The organism is Caldicellulosiruptor bescii DSM 6725 (assembly GCF_000022325.1).
Taxonomy (GTDB): domain Bacteria; phylum Bacillota; class Thermoanaerobacteria; order Caldicellulosiruptorales; family Caldicellulosiruptoraceae; genus Caldicellulosiruptor; species Caldicellulosiruptor bescii.
Map to the genome: position 1 here is coordinate 1,122,771 of NC_012034.1, position 19,847 is coordinate 1,142,617.

Annotated in this window: 19 protein-coding genes and 1 tRNA gene; 17 read left to right on the top strand and 3 right to left on the bottom strand. The window is 35.3% G+C overall.

Annotation, left to right across the window (positions count from 1 at the left end; all coding sequences use genetic code 11):
- Window positions 1–1,203: a tyrosine-type recombinase/integrase gene (locus ATHE_RS05145; protein ID WP_015907544.1), complete on the top strand. Its 1,203-nt coding sequence runs from the start codon at window positions 1–3 to the stop codon at window positions 1,201–1,203.
- A 109-nt stretch (window positions 1,204–1,312) separates the two neighbouring features.
- Here ATHE_RS05145 and ATHE_RS05150 read toward each other — a convergent pair.
- Window positions 1,313–1,387: transfer RNA gene (locus ATHE_RS05150), tRNA-Thr, on the bottom strand.
- A 121-nt stretch (window positions 1,388–1,508) separates the two neighbouring features.
- Between ATHE_RS05150 and ATHE_RS05155 the strand changes: the two genes are divergently transcribed.
- Window positions 1,509–2,405: a damage-control phosphatase ARMT1 family protein gene (locus tag ATHE_RS05155; protein WP_041727117.1), complete on the top strand. Its 897-nt coding sequence runs from the start codon at window positions 1,509–1,511 to the stop codon at window positions 2,403–2,405.
- 17 nt (window positions 2,406–2,422) lie between these two features.
- Here ATHE_RS05155 and ATHE_RS05160 read toward each other — a convergent pair whose 3' ends face one another.
- Complete coding sequence (locus ATHE_RS05160) at window positions 2,423–3,739, bottom strand: histone deacetylase family protein (RefSeq protein ID WP_015907546.1); 1,317 nt, start codon at window positions 3,737–3,739, stop codon at window positions 2,423–2,425.
- 21 nt (window positions 3,740–3,760) lie between these two features.
- Window positions 3,761–5,401, bottom strand: coding sequence for a hydantoinase/oxoprolinase family protein (locus ATHE_RS05165; protein ID WP_015907547.1), 1,641 nt, complete (start codon window positions 5,399–5,401; stop codon window positions 3,761–3,763).
- Between the two features lie 174 nt (window positions 5,402–5,575).
- Here ATHE_RS05165 and ATHE_RS05170 point away from each other — a divergent pair, with 174 nt between their 5' ends.
- Genes ATHE_RS05170 through rpe form a run of 15 tightly spaced genes read left to right on the top strand, consistent with a single transcriptional unit; the run spans window position 5,576 to window position 19,793 of the window.
- On the top strand, window positions 5,576–6,457 hold the full coding sequence (locus ATHE_RS05170) for a YicC/YloC family endoribonuclease (RefSeq protein WP_015907548.1): 882 nt from the start codon (window positions 5,576–5,578) through the stop codon (window positions 6,455–6,457).
- A gap of 31 nt (window positions 6,458–6,488) precedes the next feature.
- Window positions 6,489–6,779: an extracellular matrix/biofilm regulator RemA gene (gene remA, locus ATHE_RS05175; RefSeq protein ID WP_041723413.1), complete on the top strand. Its 291-nt coding sequence runs from the start codon at window positions 6,489–6,491 to the stop codon at window positions 6,777–6,779.
- Window positions 6,776–7,375: a guanylate kinase gene (gene gmk, locus ATHE_RS05180; protein WP_015907549.1), complete on the top strand. Its 600-nt coding sequence runs from the start codon at window positions 6,776–6,778 to the stop codon at window positions 7,373–7,375. Before remA ends, gmk begins: the two co-directional genes overlap by 4 nt.
- A 7-nt stretch (window positions 7,376–7,382) precedes the next feature.
- Window positions 7,383–7,616 carry a DNA-directed RNA polymerase subunit omega gene (gene rpoZ / locus ATHE_RS05185; protein ID WP_013403576.1) on the top strand — a complete coding sequence of 78 codons (234 nt, stop codon included), beginning with the start codon at window positions 7,383–7,385 and terminating at the stop codon, window positions 7,614–7,616.
- Window positions 7,600–8,802, top strand: coding sequence for a bifunctional phosphopantothenoylcysteine decarboxylase/phosphopantothenate--cysteine ligase CoaBC (gene coaBC, locus ATHE_RS05190; RefSeq protein ID WP_015907550.1), 1,203 nt, complete (start codon window positions 7,600–7,602; stop codon window positions 8,800–8,802). Before rpoZ ends, coaBC begins: the two co-directional genes overlap by 17 nt.
- Before the next feature lie 41 nt (window positions 8,803–8,843).
- Window positions 8,844–11,018 carry a replication restart helicase PriA gene (gene priA, locus ATHE_RS05195; RefSeq protein WP_015907551.1) on the top strand — a complete coding sequence of 725 codons (2,175 nt, stop codon included), beginning with the start codon at window positions 8,844–8,846 and terminating at the stop codon, window positions 11,016–11,018.
- Between the two features lie 27 nt (window positions 11,019–11,045).
- Window positions 11,046–11,546 carry a peptide deformylase gene (gene def, locus ATHE_RS05200; protein WP_015907552.1) on the top strand — a complete coding sequence of 167 codons (501 nt, stop codon included), beginning with the start codon at window positions 11,046–11,048 and terminating at the stop codon, window positions 11,544–11,546.
- Between the two features lie 46 nt (window positions 11,547–11,592).
- The gene (fmt, locus tag ATHE_RS05205) at window positions 11,593–12,522 is read left to right on the top strand and encodes a methionyl-tRNA formyltransferase (RefSeq protein ID WP_015907553.1); all 930 of its coding nucleotides are present in this window, start codon (window positions 11,593–11,595) and stop codon (window positions 12,520–12,522) included.
- Between the two features lie 21 nt (window positions 12,523–12,543).
- Entirely contained in the window at window positions 12,544–13,239 is a 696-nt protein-coding gene (locus ATHE_RS05210; protein ID WP_015907554.1) for a zinc metallopeptidase, read from the top strand.
- Between the two features lie 2 nt (window positions 13,240–13,241).
- On the top strand, window positions 13,242–14,537 hold the full coding sequence (gene rsmB / locus ATHE_RS05215) for a 16S rRNA (cytosine(967)-C(5))-methyltransferase RsmB (protein WP_079504015.1): 1,296 nt from the start codon (window positions 13,242–13,244) through the stop codon (window positions 14,535–14,537).
- A 5-nt stretch (window positions 14,538–14,542) separates the two neighbouring features.
- Entirely contained in the window at window positions 14,543–15,568 is a 1,026-nt protein-coding gene (gene rlmN, locus ATHE_RS05220) for a 23S rRNA (adenine(2503)-C(2))-methyltransferase RlmN (RefSeq protein WP_015907556.1), read from the top strand.
- Window positions 15,569–15,580: 12 nt separating this feature from the next.
- Window positions 15,581–16,318 carry a Stp1/IreP family PP2C-type Ser/Thr phosphatase gene (locus tag ATHE_RS05225; protein WP_015907557.1) on the top strand — a complete coding sequence of 246 codons (738 nt, stop codon included), beginning with the start codon at window positions 15,581–15,583 and terminating at the stop codon, window positions 16,316–16,318.
- 34 nt (window positions 16,319–16,352) lie between these two features.
- Window positions 16,353–18,236 (top strand): Stk1 family PASTA domain-containing Ser/Thr kinase, encoded by a 1,884-nt coding sequence (gene pknB, locus ATHE_RS05230; RefSeq protein ID WP_015907558.1) that lies wholly within the window; start codon window positions 16,353–16,355, stop codon window positions 18,234–18,236.
- Window positions 18,237–18,238: 2 nt separating this feature from the next.
- Window positions 18,239–19,111: a ribosome small subunit-dependent GTPase A gene (rsgA, locus tag ATHE_RS05235; protein WP_015907559.1), complete on the top strand. Its 873-nt coding sequence runs from the start codon at window positions 18,239–18,241 to the stop codon at window positions 19,109–19,111.
- A gap of 16 nt (window positions 19,112–19,127) precedes the next feature.
- Window positions 19,128–19,793, top strand: a complete 666-nt coding sequence (gene rpe / locus ATHE_RS05240) for a ribulose-phosphate 3-epimerase (protein WP_015907560.1) — start codon at window positions 19,128–19,130, stop codon at window positions 19,791–19,793.
- Window positions 19,794–19,847: the final 54 nt, after the last annotated feature.

Here is a 19,847-nt window from a genome sequence, read left to right on the forward strand (position 1 = left end):
ATGCCTACCAAAACAAAAAAGAGAGGGAATAATGAAGGCAGCATATACAAAAGAAAAGATGGGCTCTGGTGCGGTCAAATCACCATAGGAAGAGATGAAAACGGCAGACAAAAGCGGCAGTATTTCTATGGCAAGACAAGACAAGAGGTTGCTGAAAAGATAGCAAAGACACTAAATGACTTAGCCAATGGAGTATATGTTGACCCTGCAAAGACAACGTTGAAAGATTGGCTTAACACATGGCTTTGGGAATATAAAAAGCAGACATTGCGACCTTCAACGTTCAAAGATTATTTGTGCTATATAGAAAGACATATAAATCCTGCCATTGGTCATTATAAGTTAAAAGATTTGAGACCTGAACATCTTCAAGCTTTGTATAATGCCAAATATCAAGAAGGTTTGAGTATAAGTACAATTAAGCAGATTCATACTGTTTTGCATTCAGCTTTAGACCAAGCTTTAAAGAATGGACTTGTCAACAGAAATGTTTCAGAGGCAACCACTTTACCAAAAGGCAAGCCAAAAAGAGAGATAAGGATACTAAGTTTAGAAGAACAACAAAGATTTATTGCAGCTTTGGAAGGGGAAAGATTAAAAACTGCGTTTCTTGTTGAGTTAGCAAGTGGACTTAGAATTGGTGAACTTTTAGCTTTGCGCTGGAAAGATGTCAATTTCAAGGATGGATACATTGAAGTTAGACGGTCTTTACAGCGTGTAAGGATTTTTGATGGAGGCAATTCTAAAAAGACTGCACTTGCTTTTCAAGAACCTAAAACAGAAGCAGGTAAAAGAATAGTGCCTTTGCCACCAGTAATAATTGAAGAGTTAAAACAGCACAGAAAAAAACAGTTAGAAGAAAAACTGAAAGCTGGAGCGCTTTATGAAGATAACGATTTAGTATTTGCAACAGAGCTTGGTACCCCAATTGACCCAAGAAATTTTGAAAGGCTTTTTTACAGAATTAGAGAAAAAGCGGGACTTGACAAGAGTGTCAATTTTCATGCATTAAGACACACATATGCAACAAGGCTTTTAGAAGCAAATGAACATCCCAAAGTTGTTCAAGAGCTTTTAGGACACAAAGATATTTCTACAACCCTCAATATTTATTCTCATGTTATGCCTGAGATAAAGAAAGCTGCTGCAATGAAATTAAACAGTTTATTTGAGAATATAAAAACAAAGGGTAACCACTCCTAAGAAAGTGGAGTAGTTACCCTAAAATTTTACAGTTTCTCGGGTAGCTGTAAGGTAGCTGTAGAAAACGCACTTGTTATATTTTACCTATCCTCAAATCCCTTGATTTTCTTGGAGCTCCATGGGGGATTCGAACCCCCGACCGGTCGATTACGAATCGACTGCTCTGCCACTGAGCTAATGGAGCGCGTATGACATATATGTCATATACAATTATAATATTCTTCTTGACAACAAATCAAGAGTTATTAATACTTTATTTTGTATCTTGGCTAAAGAATTTAACTTCAAAGGGAGTGAGCTTTTAATTGAAGAGCCTTGTTGATTGCATTCACTGCTACCTAAAACAGGCAGTTTCATGTATGGAGATGATAAAAGTTCCCGATGAAAAAAAGATAGAAGTGCTCTATAATCTCATGGATTTCATAAAAACTTTGGAGCCTTCTGACTCACCAGCGTATAACTCTTCACTTGTATTGCTAAAAACATATGAGTATATAAATAATCCAGACCCATATTATGAAGCGAAAAAATCTTCAAACAAATTGGCACTTGAACTGTATCCAAGAGTGAAAGAAAAGGTACAAACAGCTGATGATACTCTTTATGAAGCGTTGAAAGTTTCTGTTGCAGGCAATGTTATTGACTTGGGGATTCAGAGAGATTTTGATATTGATAAGGAATTAGAACACGCGTTTGATTTTGGATTTTGGATTGATGACTATCCTCTATTAAAGGAAAAGATTGAGAAGGCAAAAGATGTAGTGATTGTCGGTGATAATGCAGGTGAGATTGTGTTTGATAAGGTATTGGTAGAAATTTTAAATAAAATGGGAAAAAATGTTTATTACATTGTGAAGTCTAAGCCCGTACTTAACGATGCTACGTTAGAAGATGCAGAGGAAGTTTCTATGAGCAGAATAGCAAATGTTGTTGAGAGCGGAGCAGGGCTTTTGGGAGTTCCAAAAGACTTTATTTCTGAGCAACTCAAAAATCTTATATCTACTGCTGATGTGATTATTTCAAAAGGGCAGGCAAACTTTGAGACTGTGGATGACTTTGAAGATGTTCAACCCAATGTTTTTTATCTTTTGAAAATAAAATGCGAATACTTAGCCAAAAAACTAAAATTCAAGCAGGGCAGCTTGGTGCTCATAAATGGTGAGAAATTAAAAGAGAGAAAAGAGAAATATCTTTTAAAGTAAGACAAACAATATAAGTTTTATGAGGTTCTTCTAAAAAACTCAAAACTCTTTTTATCCTGCAAAAGTATATGAGAATAGTCTCCAACCTCAGTATTTTCAAAGAGCTTGTGACCTTCATTTTCGCAGTCATTACATGCGTCGTGTGGAATTACTATGGCTAAAACCCTATATCCCAAACAAAGAGAGTCTATTAATATTAGACCTGAGCATTTTTTGCAGTTCTTTATTTTTTCAAGCTGATTTTCTCTGAATCCCATTGTGTCATAATAAATGGATTTTTTTCTGACATAATAATCTTGATTTGCCATTTTGATTTTGTATTCTCTTTCTTCTTTTGATTTCCATATACTGTATACATGTTCACAAAGCCGTTTGATATAATCAGTTGTTCTTTGAGACTGTTTAAGTCTTTCAGGATTGTAATCAGGTTCTTTTATGTTTGAATAATCAATACCTGCAAGTGCAAATATTATACCTAAATTGACGTAAGGAAGAGCACTTTCAATAGAATACCCGCCTTCTAAAACAGAAATATTTGGACTTAACTTTTCTGTGAGTTTTGCGTATCCTTGTGCTGAAAAGTTCATGTTTGTTAGTGGGTCAGAATAATGGTTGTCCTGCCCTGCTGAGTTTATTATGATATCAGGCTTAAATTCTTCTAAAACAGGGATGATAAGATTGTCTAAGCAATATAAAAAGCCATCATCAGATGTATACGGTGGCAAGGGCAGATTCAAAGTATAACCAATTGCTGATGGTCCCCCTATTTCGTCAGTAAAACCAGTGCCGGGATATAGGGTTGTGCCATCTTGGTGCAGAGAAATAAACAAGACATCTTTGTCGTTCCAAAAGATATCCTGTGTTCCATCACCATGATGACAGTCAGTGTCTATTATTGCTATCTTTTTAATTTTATATTCTTTTCTTAAATATTCCACCATTATCGCCTCATTGTTTATAATACAAAATCCTCTGTCGCCATATGTTACTCTGTGTGCATGATGGCCGGGTGGTCGAATAAGAGCAAAGCCTTTCTCTACTTCCTTTGACAGAACCTTTTTAGCAATAGTTATTGCTGAGCCTGCAGCTATCTTGTGAGATACGGTAACAATTGAAGAAATAGTAGGAATGCAAAAATGGGTCATCTCTATATATTTTGAGTCAATCATTTCAGGATTGTAAATTTTTATATTTTCATAGTCAAAAAGTCCCTCTTCTTCTATCTGGTCAATTGTATACAAAAGTCTTTCTTCTCTTTCAGGATGCGTTGGAGAAATTCTCCAGTCAAAGGCAGGAAAGAGTATGAGTCCTAAACTATTTTTTGCTTTTAACATCTTGTCTCACTTCCTAAAAAATCAATCTCTCAAATTTAAAAGCTTGGGTTTTAACTGAGCTTTAATTCTAATCATTCTTCCACAGAATCTAAAATTTCTTATCATATTAAATGAACTTTCATCTACAATCTCTATATCGTCTTGATTTTTAGCTTCTCTGCACTCTAAGACCTTTTCAATTAAAACCTTCTTTGCCTGGTCAATAGTAAAATCTGCAGGAATATTATGATATATATTTAGCTCTGGAATTATCATTTTGCCTTGGATAGTGTCTGCAACTAAGTTGTACTCTTTTGAGATTGAGCCGATCGCACAACCAATTGCGTTTGCAACCATGTAATATTTCGGAACTTCAACTTTTATTTTAAACTTGTTCTCTAAATAAGGTTTTAAAAGCTGAGCTGGTCCACCAATTAGAATTATCTTCTGAGGTGCGAATTTTTCTCCATACAATAGCTTATTTATGGTATAAACTGGAAGATTATTGATGTACTCAATTCCCTCTTTCAATTTTTCTTCTATCATTGCTACTGCCCTGCTTATCACTAATTTACAAAAGTCTTCTTGGCTCATATTCAGCTGAGAAGATAAAGACTTTAAACGAACATTTACAGGACTTTCAGAGTGTGAACTTGAAAATTGAAGAACATCATGCAAAGTAGCAAACTCATTTTTGTCCTGTTCATACCATCTTTTTGTTTCTGGTCCTATCTTAATTGTATTATCTACTATTTTAACAATACTTTCAGCCCCCAGCCCCACAGAACGTGAATATATTGATCTTACCAAAGTAGGATACTTTCCAATTTTTGCTCCATATGGTTCAAGAACAAGATTACCGTTTGACAAGAACGCAATGTCAGTTGTTGTTCCACCAATGTCAATTATGACTGCATTTTTTGCAAAATTAGATAAGACAAATCCGCCTTGAGCAGATGCAGCTGGACCTGAGAGAATAGAGAATATCGGAAAATTTTCAATATTTTGCAAATTTACAATTCCCCCATCTGGCTTTTGAATAAATATCTTCTCAAGAGGAATTTTTCTTTCTTGTGAAAATGTTAAAATACTTTTATAAAACATGTTAAATGTACTGTGGACTGCACAGTTCAAGTATGTGGAAAAAACTCTTCGGGGAAAGTTGAGTTTGCCAGAAAGTTTGTAGCCAACTGACATAAATTTAAAGTTGTATTCTTTAGCTGCCTCATACACAGCAAGTTCATGCTGTGGATTTCGAACAGAGAACTTGCCAACAATGCCCAAGTTTTCTATACCTTCTTGTTTAAAGCTATGCAAAGCGTTCTTTACGCTTTCGATATTTACTGGTTTTACCTCTATGCCTCTGTTATTTATATATCCATCTGCCAAAAAATTCATATCACCACACATCAAAAATTCAGGATTTGATCCAATACCGTTTTCTATTATCATTCCAACCTTATCTAAATTATTTTGAACTATTGCGTTTGTAGTAACGGTTGTACTGAGTGTTATTCTTTCAAGGTTCGAAATTATCTCTTTAGATATAAACTGGTTTAAACTTTCTAATACAGAGTCTATTAAACTTCTACCACGTTCGAATTTTTTAAATGCAACAACTTTTCCGTTTTCTATTGCCACTGTGTCGATGGTTGTACCACCAACATCAAGGCCTATTATCATTTTTAACTTCACCTTGCTTTTCAAAAGTATATTTTACTTCATCTAATATTATAACCCTTTCTTGATTTTATGGGTAAAAATACTTTAAAATAGATAGTAGTCAAGTAGGAGTTTTTATTTTTCTTCGAATAAAGATTTTTTTACAATAACATTGAAAGGATTGGTTGCATTATCATGATTAAAAGTATGACGGGTTACGGTGGATGTAAAAGAATAATAAATGAGAGGGAATACAGCGTTGACATAAGAAGTGTAAACCACAGATACTTAGAAATAAACTTGAAGATGCCTAAAGAGTTTATCAAATTTGAAAATGAGATAAAAAATGTTGTTTCGCAATATATTTGCCGTGGAAAGGTTGATATATATATTAGTTTTAAAAGCTTCAGCGAAAAAGACTACAGGATTATTCCTAACATAGGGATAATGAAGCAGTACTTGGAAGCAATAAATAGGGTTAGGGAAAACTTTTCGGAAATTCAGGACGATTTTAGCCTTTCGACTTTTATAAAACTTCCAGATGCCCTTGTGATTGAGACTGAAGAACTTGACATCAGTACTGTAAAGTCTGAGCTTTTGGATTGTATTGAAGAGGCACTTCAAAATTTAGATAAAATGAAAAAGATAGAAGGTGAAAATCTTAAAAAGGATATTCTGATGAGATTAGAAACCATCAGAGCTTTGGTGAGTAGAATAGAAGAGTATTCAAAGGATTTAGTTGAAAATTACAGAGAAAAACTTTACAAACGGGTAAGCGAATATTTCGATTTAAAAAACATTGATGAAAACAGACTTATGCTGGAGATAACACTGTTTGCTGACAAAAGTGATATAACAGAAGAGCTTGTGAGGCTTAAGAGTCATATAAGTCAGTTTGCTGAGTGTTTAGAAGCTGGAGGAAGTATTGGCAAAAAACTTGACTTTATAGTTCAAGAGATGAACAGAGAGACAAATACAATTGGCGCTAAATCTACTATTTTTGAAATCTCCCAATGTGTTGTAAGTCTTAAAGATGAGCTTGAAAAAATCCGTGAACAAGTTCAAAATATTGAATAGAGGTGAGTTTGTTTTGAGCAATAGCGGTAATATAAAACTGATAAATATTGGGTTTGGTAACATAGTTTCAGCGAACAGGCTGATAGCAATAGTAAGTCCTGATTCAGCACCTATAAAGAGAATAATCCAGGAAGCAAGAGAAAGAGGTATGTTGATTGATGCCACATATGGCAGAAGAACGAGAGCGGTAATAATAACTGACGCTGACTATGTAATACTTTCTTCTGTTCAGCCTGAGACTGTAGCACACAGAATTATAGAACCTGAAGAAGAGTTTGAAGAAGAAGACATTGAAGTTGAAGATGAGGATGACAAAAAATGAGAGAAGGACTTTTGATTGTGATTTCAGGGCCAGCAGGGACTGGAAAGGGTACAGTTGTTGGAAGGCTTCTTGAAAAAAATCCCAATATTAAACTTTCAATTTCCAAAACAACAAGAAAGCCAAGGCCAGGGGAAAAAGAGGGTGTGAATTATTTTTTTGTCTCGCGCGAGCAATTTGAAGAAGAGATTAAAAATGAAAGATTTTTAGAATATGCTGAGTATAACAATAACTATTATGGTACGCCCAAAGACTTTGTCTTTGAAGCATTGGGAAAAGGCTATGATGTAATTTTGGAGATTGAAACAAAAGGAGCACTTCAGATTAAAAAAGTATTTTCGGATGCAGTACTGATATTTTTACTGCCACCATCCATAGAAGAGCTTTACAAAAGACTTGTAAAAAGAGGCACTGAGTCGGAAGATGAAATAAGAGCAAGGCTTGAGATTGCCAAGAACGAGATAAAACTTGTGCCAGAGTATGACTATTGTGTTATAAATGATAATGTGGATGATGCTGCTGAAAAGATACAAAAGATTATTGAAGTTGAGAAACTAAAGAGTAGGAGATTTGATATACAAAGTTTTTTGAAGGAGTGAATGAAGAATGCTTTTGCGACCAGGGCTTGACGAGCTTTTAAAGTATGTGGACAATAAATACACACTTTCTGTACTTGTTGCAAAAAGAGCAAGACAACTTCTTCAGCAGGCACAAAAAAAGGTTGATATTACCAATTTTAACTCTGACAAGTATGTTACAATGGCAGTAAATGAAGTTGCTTCTGGGAAGATTTCTTACAAGTACGTAAAGCCGGTGAAAAAGAATGAGATTAAAAAATAAAAACGTATTAATAGGAATATGCGGTGGGATAGCAGCATACAAGGTATGCGAGCTTATAAGACTTTTAAAGAAAAATGAAGCAAACGTAAAGGTAATAATGACAAAAAATGCCCAAAAGTTTATAACTCCTTTGACACTGCAAACTCTTTCTCAGAACAAGGTTTATACAGACACTTTTGAGAGCGAATATTTCTACGATATAGAACATATCTCTCTTACAACATGGGCAGATATTCTTGTGGTGGCTCCTGCAACTGCAAATATAATTGGGAAATTTGCAAATGGTATTGCTGATGATTTGCTGACCACAACGTTTTTGGCATTTGACAAACCTGTGCTAATTGTGCCTGCAATGAATTCAAACATGTTCGAAAATGCTATTGTGAAGCAAAATATTCACAAGCTAAAATCGATTGGGATAAACTTTGTCGAGCCTGAATCAGGGTTTTTGGCTTGCGGTGTGTATGGCAAGGGAAGATATCCAGAAAATCAAAAAATATTGATTGAGATAGAAAAGCTTCTTTGCAGTCAAGACTTGGCAGGAAAGAAAGTTCTCATTACTGCAGGACCTACAAGGGAATATTTAGACCCTATCAGGTTTATTTCAAACAGATCATCTGGCAAAATGGGTTATGCCTTAGCTGAAGAGGCATACAAAAGAGGAGCTCAAGTTACAGTCGTCTCAGGTCCAGTGAGTATCAACACCTATGCTGACATAGAAATTATACACGTGCAAACAGCTTCTCAGATGTATCAGAAGGTAAAAGAGATTTACGAGCAGTACGATATACTAATCTTTTCTGCAGCTGTGGCAGATTATAGACCTAAAACTACGAGCCAAAACAAGATTAAAAAGGAAAACAAGGATGAACTTACTATTGAACTTGTTAAAAATCCAGATATCTTAAAGTTTGTGGGAGAGAATAAAAAACCGAATCAAGTAATCGTGGGGTTTTCAGCAGAGACAGAGAATGTTTTAGAGAACTCTCAAAAGAAATTAGAAGCAAAAAATGCTGATTTGATTGTTGCAAACAATGTGCTTGAAGAGGGTGCAGGTTTTGATGTTGATACAAACATTGTAACACTCATATCAAAAGAAAAGGTAGAAAATCTTCCGAAAATGAGCAAAAGTGAAGTTGCTAAAAGGATTTTCGACCATGTAGTGACTTACCTCTGCAAAATGTAGCAGAGGTAATAATTTTTAATGGATGGAGTTTGGGTTTTAAGATGATAGCTCAGGTTTGTATTAACTACCAGGACGCCAATGTTGATAAGGTATTTGATTATTTGGTACCAACACATCTTGAAAATAGCATTGAGATAGGGAAAAGAGTGTATGTAAGCTTTGGAGTTTCAAATAGAATTGTGGAAGGGCTTGTTGTTGGGATAAAGCAAACTACTGATATAGAGGAAAATAAGATAAAGTGCGTGCTTGCTGTAATTGATAAGTTTTCAATTGTTTCAAAGGAACAGATAGAACTTGCTTTTTCAATGAAAAATTACTATGCGTTGAATTTGGGTGAGGCTTTGTCACTTGTTATACCTCCTTTTGTGAGCAGCAAACAGATATATAATATCTGTGCAAAAAAGTGTGAAGAAAATAAGAACTTAGATGATGATCTAAAAGAACTGTATGAAAGTATTTTGAAAAAACCTGTAAGCATAAATTCAAAGCTTGTGAAAGAGAACAAAGAAAAAATAGTAAAACTCTTTTTGGAAGGGCTTTTGGAGTTTGATTTAAAGAATTTTGATACAAGAGAAAATACTGAGAAAAATCTGCCGCGGGTAGAACCAGAGTTTAATTTAACTGAAGAACAGAACAAAGCCCTAAATAATATAATCTCTGCGTTTGATGAAGGAGGATACAGAAATATTCTCTTATTTGGAGTCACAGGAAGTGGGAAAACAGAGGTTTATATAAGAGCGATACAATATGTAATTGAAAAAGGCAAGAGTGTCATATTTATGGTACCAGAAATCTCACTCACACCACAGATGATAGAAAATGTTCAAAGTAGAATAGGCAACAAGGTTTTAGTATATCACAGCAAAATGAAAAGTATAGACAGGCTAAATAGTTGGCTTGCTGCCAGAAACAAAGAGGCGGTTGTGGTGATTGGTCCGCGATCAGCAGTTTTTGCCCCTGTCAAGAACCTTGGTCTTATAATTGTCGATGAAGAGCATGAACCAAGCTATAAATCTGAAAAATCGCCGCGGATAAATGCTGTTGAGGTTGCCCAGATGAGAGCTAAAATTAATAATATACCCATTATACTTGGCTCTGCAACTCCATCTATTGAGCATTATTATTATGCTAAAAAAGGAAAGTATTCTCTTTGTACATTGAAAAATAGAATAAACAAGACCCTGCCAGAAGTTTTGATTGTTGATATGAAAAAAGAAATCTTAGAAGGTAACAAGTCCATTTTTAGCAGGCTTTTACTTAGTGAAATAGAGAACAACTTGAAAAAAGGGGAGCAGGTTCTCCTTTTTTTAAACAGGAGAGGTTATTCTCCAATTGTTATATGCCGTGAGTGTGGCTACGTTTATATGTGTAAAAACTGCAGTATTTCACTTACATACCACAAAGAGGGGTATTTGAAATGTCACTACTGCGGGTATAAAGAGGAATATAAAGGTGTGTGTACAAAATGTAACAGCAGGTATGTCAGACAATATGGTAGTGGCACCCAGAAGATAGAGGAAGAGATAAAAGCGTACTTTAAAGATGCAAGGGTTTTGCGTATGGACAGTGATACAACTTCAAAAAAAGATGCGACAGAACAGATTGTGAAAAAGTTCAGGGAAAAAGAGGCAGATATTCTTGTTGGTACGCAGATGATTGCAAAAGGTTTGCACTTTCCTGACTTGACCTTGGTGGGTGTGATAGATGCAGATATTCTTTTGAACATGCCAGATTTTAGGAGCAGAGAAAGAACATTTCAACTGCTTACACAGGTTGCAGGAAGGTCTGGCAGGGAAAAACCAGGAAAAGTTATAATTCAAACTTTTAACCCTGAAGATTACAGCATTGTGTTTGCTTCAAAGCACGACTATGAAAGCTTTTATGCCCAGGAAATGAAACTGAGAAAAATGATGGTATATCCACCGTATTCTTATGTAGTTAACTTTGTTACAGTAGCAAGGGAAGAGAATATGGCAAAAAGAGGAATAGAGCATGTATATGCTTTGCTCAAGGAGAATGAAATGGAGAATGACATGAAAATTTATGGTCCAAGTGAAAATCCCATCTTTAAAATAGAAAACCAGTACAGGTATCACATATTGGTAAAGTTCAAAAGAGCTGGGCAGATGATTAGTATAGCAAATCTAATCAAAGAAAGATATAATTATAGTAACGCGTCGCTTATCATCGACGTAAATCCTTTGGATACACTTTAAAAAACAGGAGGGTTTAAATTTAGACAAATGGCACTGAGAAAGATAAGAACATATGAAGATGAGATACTGCGCAAAAAATCGAAGGTTGTTGAGAAATTTGACCAGCGACTTTGCCAGCTTCTTGACGATATGAAAGACACCATGTATGAAGCAAACGGCATTGGTCTTGCAGCGCCGCAGGTGGGAGTACTCAAAAGAGCAGTTGTGATTGATATAGGAGAAGGAGCAATTGAACTTGTCAATCCCGAAATAGAACAAGTAGAAGGAAGTGCTGTGGATGTAGAAGGTTGTCTTTCTGTCCCAAACGTGTGGGGTGAGGTGGAAAGACCACAGAAAGTGGTAGTAAAAGCTCAGGATAGGTTTGGAAATGAGTTTAGACTTGAAGCAGAGGGGCTTTTAGCAAGGGCTGTGTGTCATGAGATAGATCATCTTGATGGTATTTTGTTTGTTGACAAGGTTATACGATTTGTATCTGAAGAGGAGATCGAGCAAAGGCGCTCAAGAGGCGATAAGATGGATTTAGAATAAATTGCTTGGGTTTTAGAAAGGGGAAAGTGAATTGGACATTGTGTTTATGGGAACACCAGATTTTGCAGTTGATATTTTGCAAAAACTGATTCAAGAGCCTTTTGTCAATTTAAAACTTGTTGTGACCCAACCTGACAAACCTGTTGGGAGAAAAAGAATATTGACAGCACCAGCTGTCAAGGAGTTTGCTCAAAAGGTTGGAAAAGATGTTGTTCAACCAGAAAAGCTAAAGAATAACGAGGAGTTTTTTGAACTTCTAAAAGAAATAAATCCTGATACAATCGTAGTTGTTGCATATGGGAAAATTCTTCCCAAAGAAGTGCTTGAGATACCCAAGTATGGCTGCATAAATGTTCATGCTTCCCTTTTACCAGAGTACAGAGGAGCTGCACCAATTCAAAGAGTACTTATGGATGGAAAGGAATATACAGGTATTACCATTATGAAAATGGACGAGGGATTAGACACAGGAGATATTCTTCTTCAGAAAAAAGTTAAAATTGAAAATGATGATGACATTTTAACACTTTCAAAAAAGCTTGCAGAAGTGGGTAGCCAGCTTTTAATTGAAACTTTGAGGAATATCGAAAATATAACTCCTGTAAAACAGGACCACAGCAGAGCAACATATGCCCCACCTATCAAAAAGGAAGAAGGAAATATTGACTGGAATATGAGTGCGAAGGAAATTTATAATAGATTTAGAGCTCTTAAAATATGGCCAGGAATTTTCACAACTTTCAAAGGAAAACTTTTAAAAATTCACGATATTGAAATTGCTCAGGATAATAAAGACAATATTAATAGTAATGTACCAAATGGTACTGTAGTTGAGATAGATGACAGCAGCATTATAATAAAAGTTAGAGATGGACTGATAAGACTTAAACTTCTTCAGCTTGAAGGTGGAAAAAAGATTGGAGCAAGAGACTTTGTCAATGGGTATAAAATAAAAAAAGGAGATGTTTTAGCCTAAAATCAGGGGAGAGGATGAAAAGTGTTTTACTATTTTGACCCTTTGTATCTTGTGTTTGCTATTCCTGCATTTTTGATATCTCTTATAGCCCAAATGAGGGTCCAGATGGTTTTTTCAAAGTATTCCAGAGTCAGAACATTTTCAGGGCTGACAGGTGCCGAGGTTGCCAAAAATATACTGTGGTCCAACGGTATTTATGATGTCAGAGTAGAATATGTACCGGGACTTTTGACAGACCATTACGACCCGCGATTTAGAGTGCTCAGACTATCACAGGGGGTTTTTGATTCCAATTCTGTTGCTGCAGTTGGAGTTGCTGCACATGAGGCAGGGCATGCCATTCAGCACTACCAAAAATATCCGTGGCTGGCTCTTAGAACTGCCATGGTACCTGTTGTGAATATAGGGTCGAATTTGGCTTTTCCGCTTATTTTGATAGGGCTTTTACTGAAGAATGGAGATATATTTATAAATCTTGGAATTTTGCTTTTCAGTTTAGCAGTTGTGTTTACCTTGATTACACTGCCTGTTGAATTAAATGCCAGCAAAAGAGCTGTAGAGGCGTTAAAAGTATCAGGCGTTATACTTCCTGACGAGGAGATAGCAGTAAAGAAAGTGCTTGGTGCGGCTGCTATGACATATGTTGCAGCGGTATCTGTTGCAATACTTCAGTTATTATATTATCTTAGTTTAGTTCAACGAAGAAGGGATGATTAAAGATTAATACGAGAGAAGCTGCTTTTCTTTTACTGTTTGAGGTTGAAAAGAAAAAGTTTTCTGGCATGGACTCTTTGATGGAGAAATTCCATCAAAAGTTAAAAAATGAAAAGGACAGGGCTTTGTTTGTTGAGCTTGTTCATGGTGTTTTGAGATACAAAAGCCTTATTGACTACTATATTAATTTTGTTGCTAAAAAAGGAGTAAAGGATAAAAGGATATTAAACATTTTAAGGGTTGCCACATATGAACTTCTTTTTCTTGAAAAGATTCCAGAGTATGCAACAGTAAATGAGGCATGTGAGGTTGCAAGCAAAATAAATCCACATTTAAAGGCTTTTGTGAATGCAATTTTGAGAAATATAATCAGAAACAAAAATCAAATAGAAGAGTCATTGGAAAGAATTAAGGACGTGGACTATAAAAGTTATTTATCAATAAAGCTTTCTTATCCCAGATTTTTAATAGATTATTTAGAAGAGAGTTATGGACTTGAAAAAACTATAAAAATTTTAGAATTTTTAAATACAAAACCTCCTCAGAGTATAAAGATAAATACTAAAAAAACCAATGTAAATACATTAACACAAGAGCTTGAGAAAAACGGATTTAAGTATGAGATTAATTCTCGTAACAATGAAATAGTCCTTATTTTGAAGGGCAACATAAAGGAAACAGAACTTTATAAGGAAGGCTATTTCTATTTTCAGGATTTGGCATCTTCTCTTGTTGTAAAGTTTAACCAAGAAGATTTTAAAAGAGCAAAGAAAGTGATAGACCTGTGTGCCGCACCAGGTGGAAAGACTTTTAACTGCGCAGAGGTTATAGATGGGTTTGTTGTTGCATGTGATATAAACGAACATAAGCTTGATATATTGCGAGAAAACATTTTGCGGCTTGGTTTTGATAATATCATTGTTGCAAAAAGTAACGCTGAGGTTTTTAACCCTGATTTTGCCGAAAAATTTGACATTGTGATTGCCGACCTTCCATGTACTGGTTTTGGCGCAATTAGGAAAAAGCCTGATATCAAATGGAATAAAAGTTATCAGGACATTGAGAATCTTCATGAACTGCAGGTAAGAATACTTGACAATTCAGCAGGTTACCTAAAAAGAGGAGGAATACTTTTTTATTCTACATGTACGCTTGGGAAAAAAGAAAATGAAGAAACAGTTATAGAGTTTTTAGAGAAGCACAAAGATTTTTCGTTGGTATCCCTAACTACTATTTTTCCCGATGAGTTTGAATGTGATGGATTTTTTATAGCTAAACTTAGAAAAGAGGGCGAAAGATAGGGAAGATGAAAAGGCTTATAAAAGATTTGACGTTTGATGAGCTAAAAAAGTGGCTCGAAAATATTGGTGAAAAACCTTTTAGAACAAGCCAGATTTTTGAGTGGCTTTACAAGAAAAATGCTACTGATGTAATGCAGTTTACCAATCTACCACTCGAACTTCGAGAAAAGATTGAGGATGAGTTTTTGATAAACTCTTTACAGATTTTGAAACATCAAAGTGATGGAGAGAGTATAAAATTCCTGTTTGAACTTTGCGATAAAAATGGAGTTGAAAGTGTGTTTTTACCTTATCGGTATGGGAATGCAATATGCGTCTCAACACAAGTTGGATGCAAAATGAACTGCAGGTTTTGTGCCTCTGCCATAGGCGGATTTGTAAGAAACCTTTCGGCAGGGGAGATGGTTGACCAGATAATCAACGTAGAAAACTTTACAGGCAAAAGAATAACAAATGTGGTTCTGATGGGAAGTGGCGAGCCATTTGACAACATTGAAAATGTGTTTAAATTTATTGAGATAATAAACTCAAAAGAGGGGAAAAACATAGGGGCAAGGCATATCACCATTTCCACAGTTGGCATAGTTGAAGGAATTTATAGGCTCTGTGATTTTCCAAAACAAGTAAACCTTGCAATATCTCTGCATGCCCCAAATAATAGCCTGAGAGACAAGCTTGTTCCGATAAACAAAAAGTATCCTGTTGAAGATATTATGAAAGCAGTTGATTACTACATTAAAAGGACTAATAGAAGAGTTACTTTTGAGTACGCCCTGATAGATGGGGTAAATGATTCTATTGAATGTGCTCAAGAGCTTGGCAAGATGCTAAAAGGTAAGCTTGTACATGTAAATTTGATACCTGTTAACCCAGTTGAAGAAAAAGGGTTTAGAAGACCTTCAAAAGAAAAAATAAAAGTATTTTTTGAAACCTTAAAATCATATCAAATTAATGTTACAATTAGAAGAGAGCTTGGCAGCAGTATATCTGCAGCGTGTGGACAGCTGAGAAAACGATATTTTAACATATAAGGGAATTAGGGGATGAAGTATGTGAAATACGTTGCTCTCACAGAAAAAGGAAATATAAGGACAAACAATGAGGATTATTATATTGTTTACAAAGGAGAAGATGGATTGAATGTTTTTTTAATAGCTGATGGTATGGGTGGACACAGTGCAGGTGAGGTGGCAAGCAGCTTTGCCTGCCAGTATGTACTTGACTATATATTACTAAATCAGAAAATGTTAAAATATTCTCTGAAAGAGATCATAAAAGAAGCTTACAGGTATGCAAATCAAAAGATTATAAACCATCAGATAAAAAATCCCCTTTTGTATGGAATGGGGACCACTTTAGCGGGACTATTTTGCTACAAGGATAAGATACTTGTGAGCAACATCGGAGATTCAAGAGTCTACATTATAGATAACAATGAAATTAGACAAATTACAGAGGACCATTCTCTGGTTTATGAGATGTTTAAAGATGGAAAAATTACAAAAGAGGAAATTTATACTCATCCCAAGAAAAACATCATAACAAGAGCAATTGGAATAGAAGAAGAATTAGAAGTTGATCTTTACGAAATTGAACGCGAGCAAAATAAGGATTATTGCTTTTTGATGTGTACAGATGGACTGACCAACATGGTTTTTGATACCCAAATTCACGAAATATTTAAGAAAAATGATTTTTATGATGTAGGTAAGAAATTAATTGAAAAAGCTCTTGAGGCAGGTGGTATTGACAATATAACAATTGTCTATCTCTTGGTATAAGAAAAAAGAGATTTTGTGAGGGTGATGATTGTTCATGGATGAGTTTATAATAGGAAACAGATACAAAGTTGAGGAGAAGTTAGGAAGCGGTGGAATGTCGGTTGTGTACAAAGCCAAAGATGCAATTTTGAATAGATATGTTGCCATAAAAGTTTTAAGGTCGGAGTTTGCAACAGACGAGGAATTTTTGCAACGGTTCAGAACAGAAGCGCTGGCAGCAGCATCTCTTTCGCATCCCAACATTGTATCAATCTATGATGTTGGTGAGCAGGACGGGATGTACTACATAGTTATGGAATATGTAAATGGCAAAACTCTAAAAGAGTTTATGAAAGAAACTGGTAGGCTCAGTCCAAAAGATGCAACAACCATTGCTATACAGGTTTTAAGAGCTTTGGACCATGCCCATAAAAAAGGTATTGTGCACAGAGATATAAAACCTCAAAATATCTTGATTGATGAAAATGGGATTGTCAAAGTAACAGACTTTGGTATTGCACGAGCAGTTTCAACAGGCACCATTATAAATACAAATATCACCATTGGCTCTGTTCACTATTTTTCACCAGAACAGGCAAGAGGAGGATATGTGGACAGCAGGTCTGACCTGTACTCTCTTGGAGTTGTTCTTTATGAAATGGTGACAGGAGTTTTGCCATTTGATGGAGATACTCCGATTTCTATTGCGCTAAAACACCTGCAAGAACAGCCAATAAAACCTACACTTTATAATCCCAATATACCAAAAAGTTTAGAAGCAATAATTTTGAAGGCAATGCAAAAGGATATTTTGCTGAGGTATCAATCAGCCAGTGAGATGATTCAAGATTTGAAAAATTCGCTTATTGAACCAGACGGTGATTTTGTCAAGATAGAGTCGCATGAAAATGCTGCTACCAAACAGTTTCAGTTTGAAAAGATAAAATCAGATAATACCCCAGTAGACCCAAAAAAAGAGTCAAAAGAAAAAAGAAAAGATTGGATTTATGTTGTAGCAGGGATTTTAACTGCCCTTATTATTGTTGCAATAGGCTGGCTAATATTTTATAATGCTATTGGGAAAAGCTTGACTTATCAAGAAAATGACATTACAATGCCAGACCTTGTAGGTTTTTCAATTGATGATGCAAAGGCAAAACTTGATGAGCTGGGACTAAAATATTCGGTTGAAGAGCAAAACGACCCGGCTGAGAAAGGTACAGTCATCAATCAAGACCCTGCTGCAGGTATTAAAGTAAAAAAAGATACTACTGTCAAGCTAATAGTTAGCAAAGGACCGGAAATGGTCAAAGTTCCTGATGTGGTTGGGCTCAATATCAAAGATGCTCAGATAGAGCTTGATAACAATGGTTTGAGTGTTGAGATAAAGAAAGATTATTCTGACAAGCCAGTGGACACAGTTATTGATCAACAGCCTTCTGCAAACCAGCTTATAGAAAAAAATGGTACTGTAATTTTGACTGTAAGTTTGGGTCCCAAAATAGAAAAAGTATTAGTTCCAGATGTAACAGGAATGAATATAGTTGATGCCAAGGATGTTTTACTAAAAATCGGACTTAACGTCGGTAACGTTACTTATAAAGAGGTCACAGATAGAGAGTCTGATATTGTTATCAGTCAATCACCATCTTACGGGCAGCAGGTTGTAAAAGGAAGCACTGTTGATTTAATAGTGACCAAAAAGGTTGAGACAAAAACTACAACAAAGATTATTATAAAAACAGTAATTTTACCTTCTGATTTAAATGAAGCAAATGTTAAAATAGTGGTAAGTTCAAACGGAAATGAGAGCATTGTATTTGATAGAATAGTAAAAAAAGAAGAGACTCCTTTACAGGTTAAAATTCCTATCACTGGACAATCTACAATTAGGATGTATATAAACGACCAATTATCAACAGAGGAGACGGTGGAATAGCTATGCATATAAATGGAGTAATTGGAAAACTAATTGCTGGTTTTTATTATGTATATGACCATGATGGAAATATATATGAATGTAGGGCACGAGGAGTTTTTAGAAAGGATGATATCACTCCGCTTGTGGGCGACAACGTTGTTATCGTAGAGAAAAGCAAAGGTTCATATATTATTGATAAGATTCTACCAAGAAAAAATCAGCTAATCCGTCCACCAATTGCAAATGTGGATATTGCCATAGTAGTGGTAGCATCAGTGTCGCCAGAGGTATCTTTAATCGCACTGGATAAACTTTTAGTGAATGTATTAAAGGAAAAGGTAAAGCCTGTAATTTGCGTAAATAAAATTGATTTAGATGATGGAAAGACATTTGAGATGATAAAGCAACAGTACAGTGTATTTGATGTAATAGGTGTGTCTGCAAAGACTGGAGAAGGCATTGATAAACTCAAAAATTATATTCAAGGAAGGATTTCAGTTTTTGCTGGGCAGTCTGGTGTAGGGAAAAGTTCTATACTAAACTGTCTAATTCCAGGAGCTAACTTGAAAGTGGGTGAAATTTCTAAAAAAATTGAAAGAGGAAGACATACAACAAGGGTAGTAGAACTTTTGCGTGCAGGGGAGGATACATACATTGCAGACACGCCAGGTTTTAGTTCAATTGAGATAATAGGACTTTTAAGACATGAGCTAAAATATTATTACCCGGAATTTTATGATTTTGAAGGGTGCAAGTTTCCAGGGTGCAACCACATATTTGAACCAGAATGTCTGGTAAAAGCTGCAGTTACCGAGAAAAAAATAAATTTTGAAAGGTATGAGAGGTACAAACAGATATTTATGCAACTTCCTGCACAAAAAGAGTACGATTAAAGGAGAGGATTAAAAGTTGCAGATAAAGATTGCGCCGTCTATTTTATCTTCTAATTTTGCAGATTTGAAAAATGAACTTAAAAAACTTGAGTTAGCTAAAGCTGATTTGGTCCATATAGATGTTATGGATGGAAACTTTGTAGACAATATCACAATTGGTGCTCCCGTGGTAAGCAGTCTCAGAAAAAATTCAACACTTTTTTTTGATGTACATCTAATGGTTTTACATCCTGAAAAGCATATTGAAAAATTTGTCCAAAGCGGTGCTGATAATATTACAGTTCACGCAGAGGTAACCTACCACTTGGATGCCCTCATCAGTAAAATAAAAAGTTTTGGCAAAAAAGCAAGTGTTGCGCTAAATCCTGCAACGCCTGTATACATGATAGAAAATGTTCTTGAAATTGTTGATATGGTTTTAGTTATGACTGTAAATCCTGGATATGGAGGACAAAAATTTATACCATATACCCTAAAAAAGATTGAAATGTTGGCAAACCTCAGAGAAAAGGAAGGACTTTCGTTTGAGATAGAAGTTGACGGTGGTATTAATGAAGAGACCATTATTGATTGTGTAAACGCAGGTGCAAACGTGATAGTTGCAGGTTCATATGTATTTGACAGTGGTGATGTTTCAAAATCTATTGAAGTTTTGAGAAGTAAGGTCCAGAGTTTGAGGTAATAATTTTTGCACTTCTTGTTAAAATAAAATTAAGGTGGTATAATATTTATAATC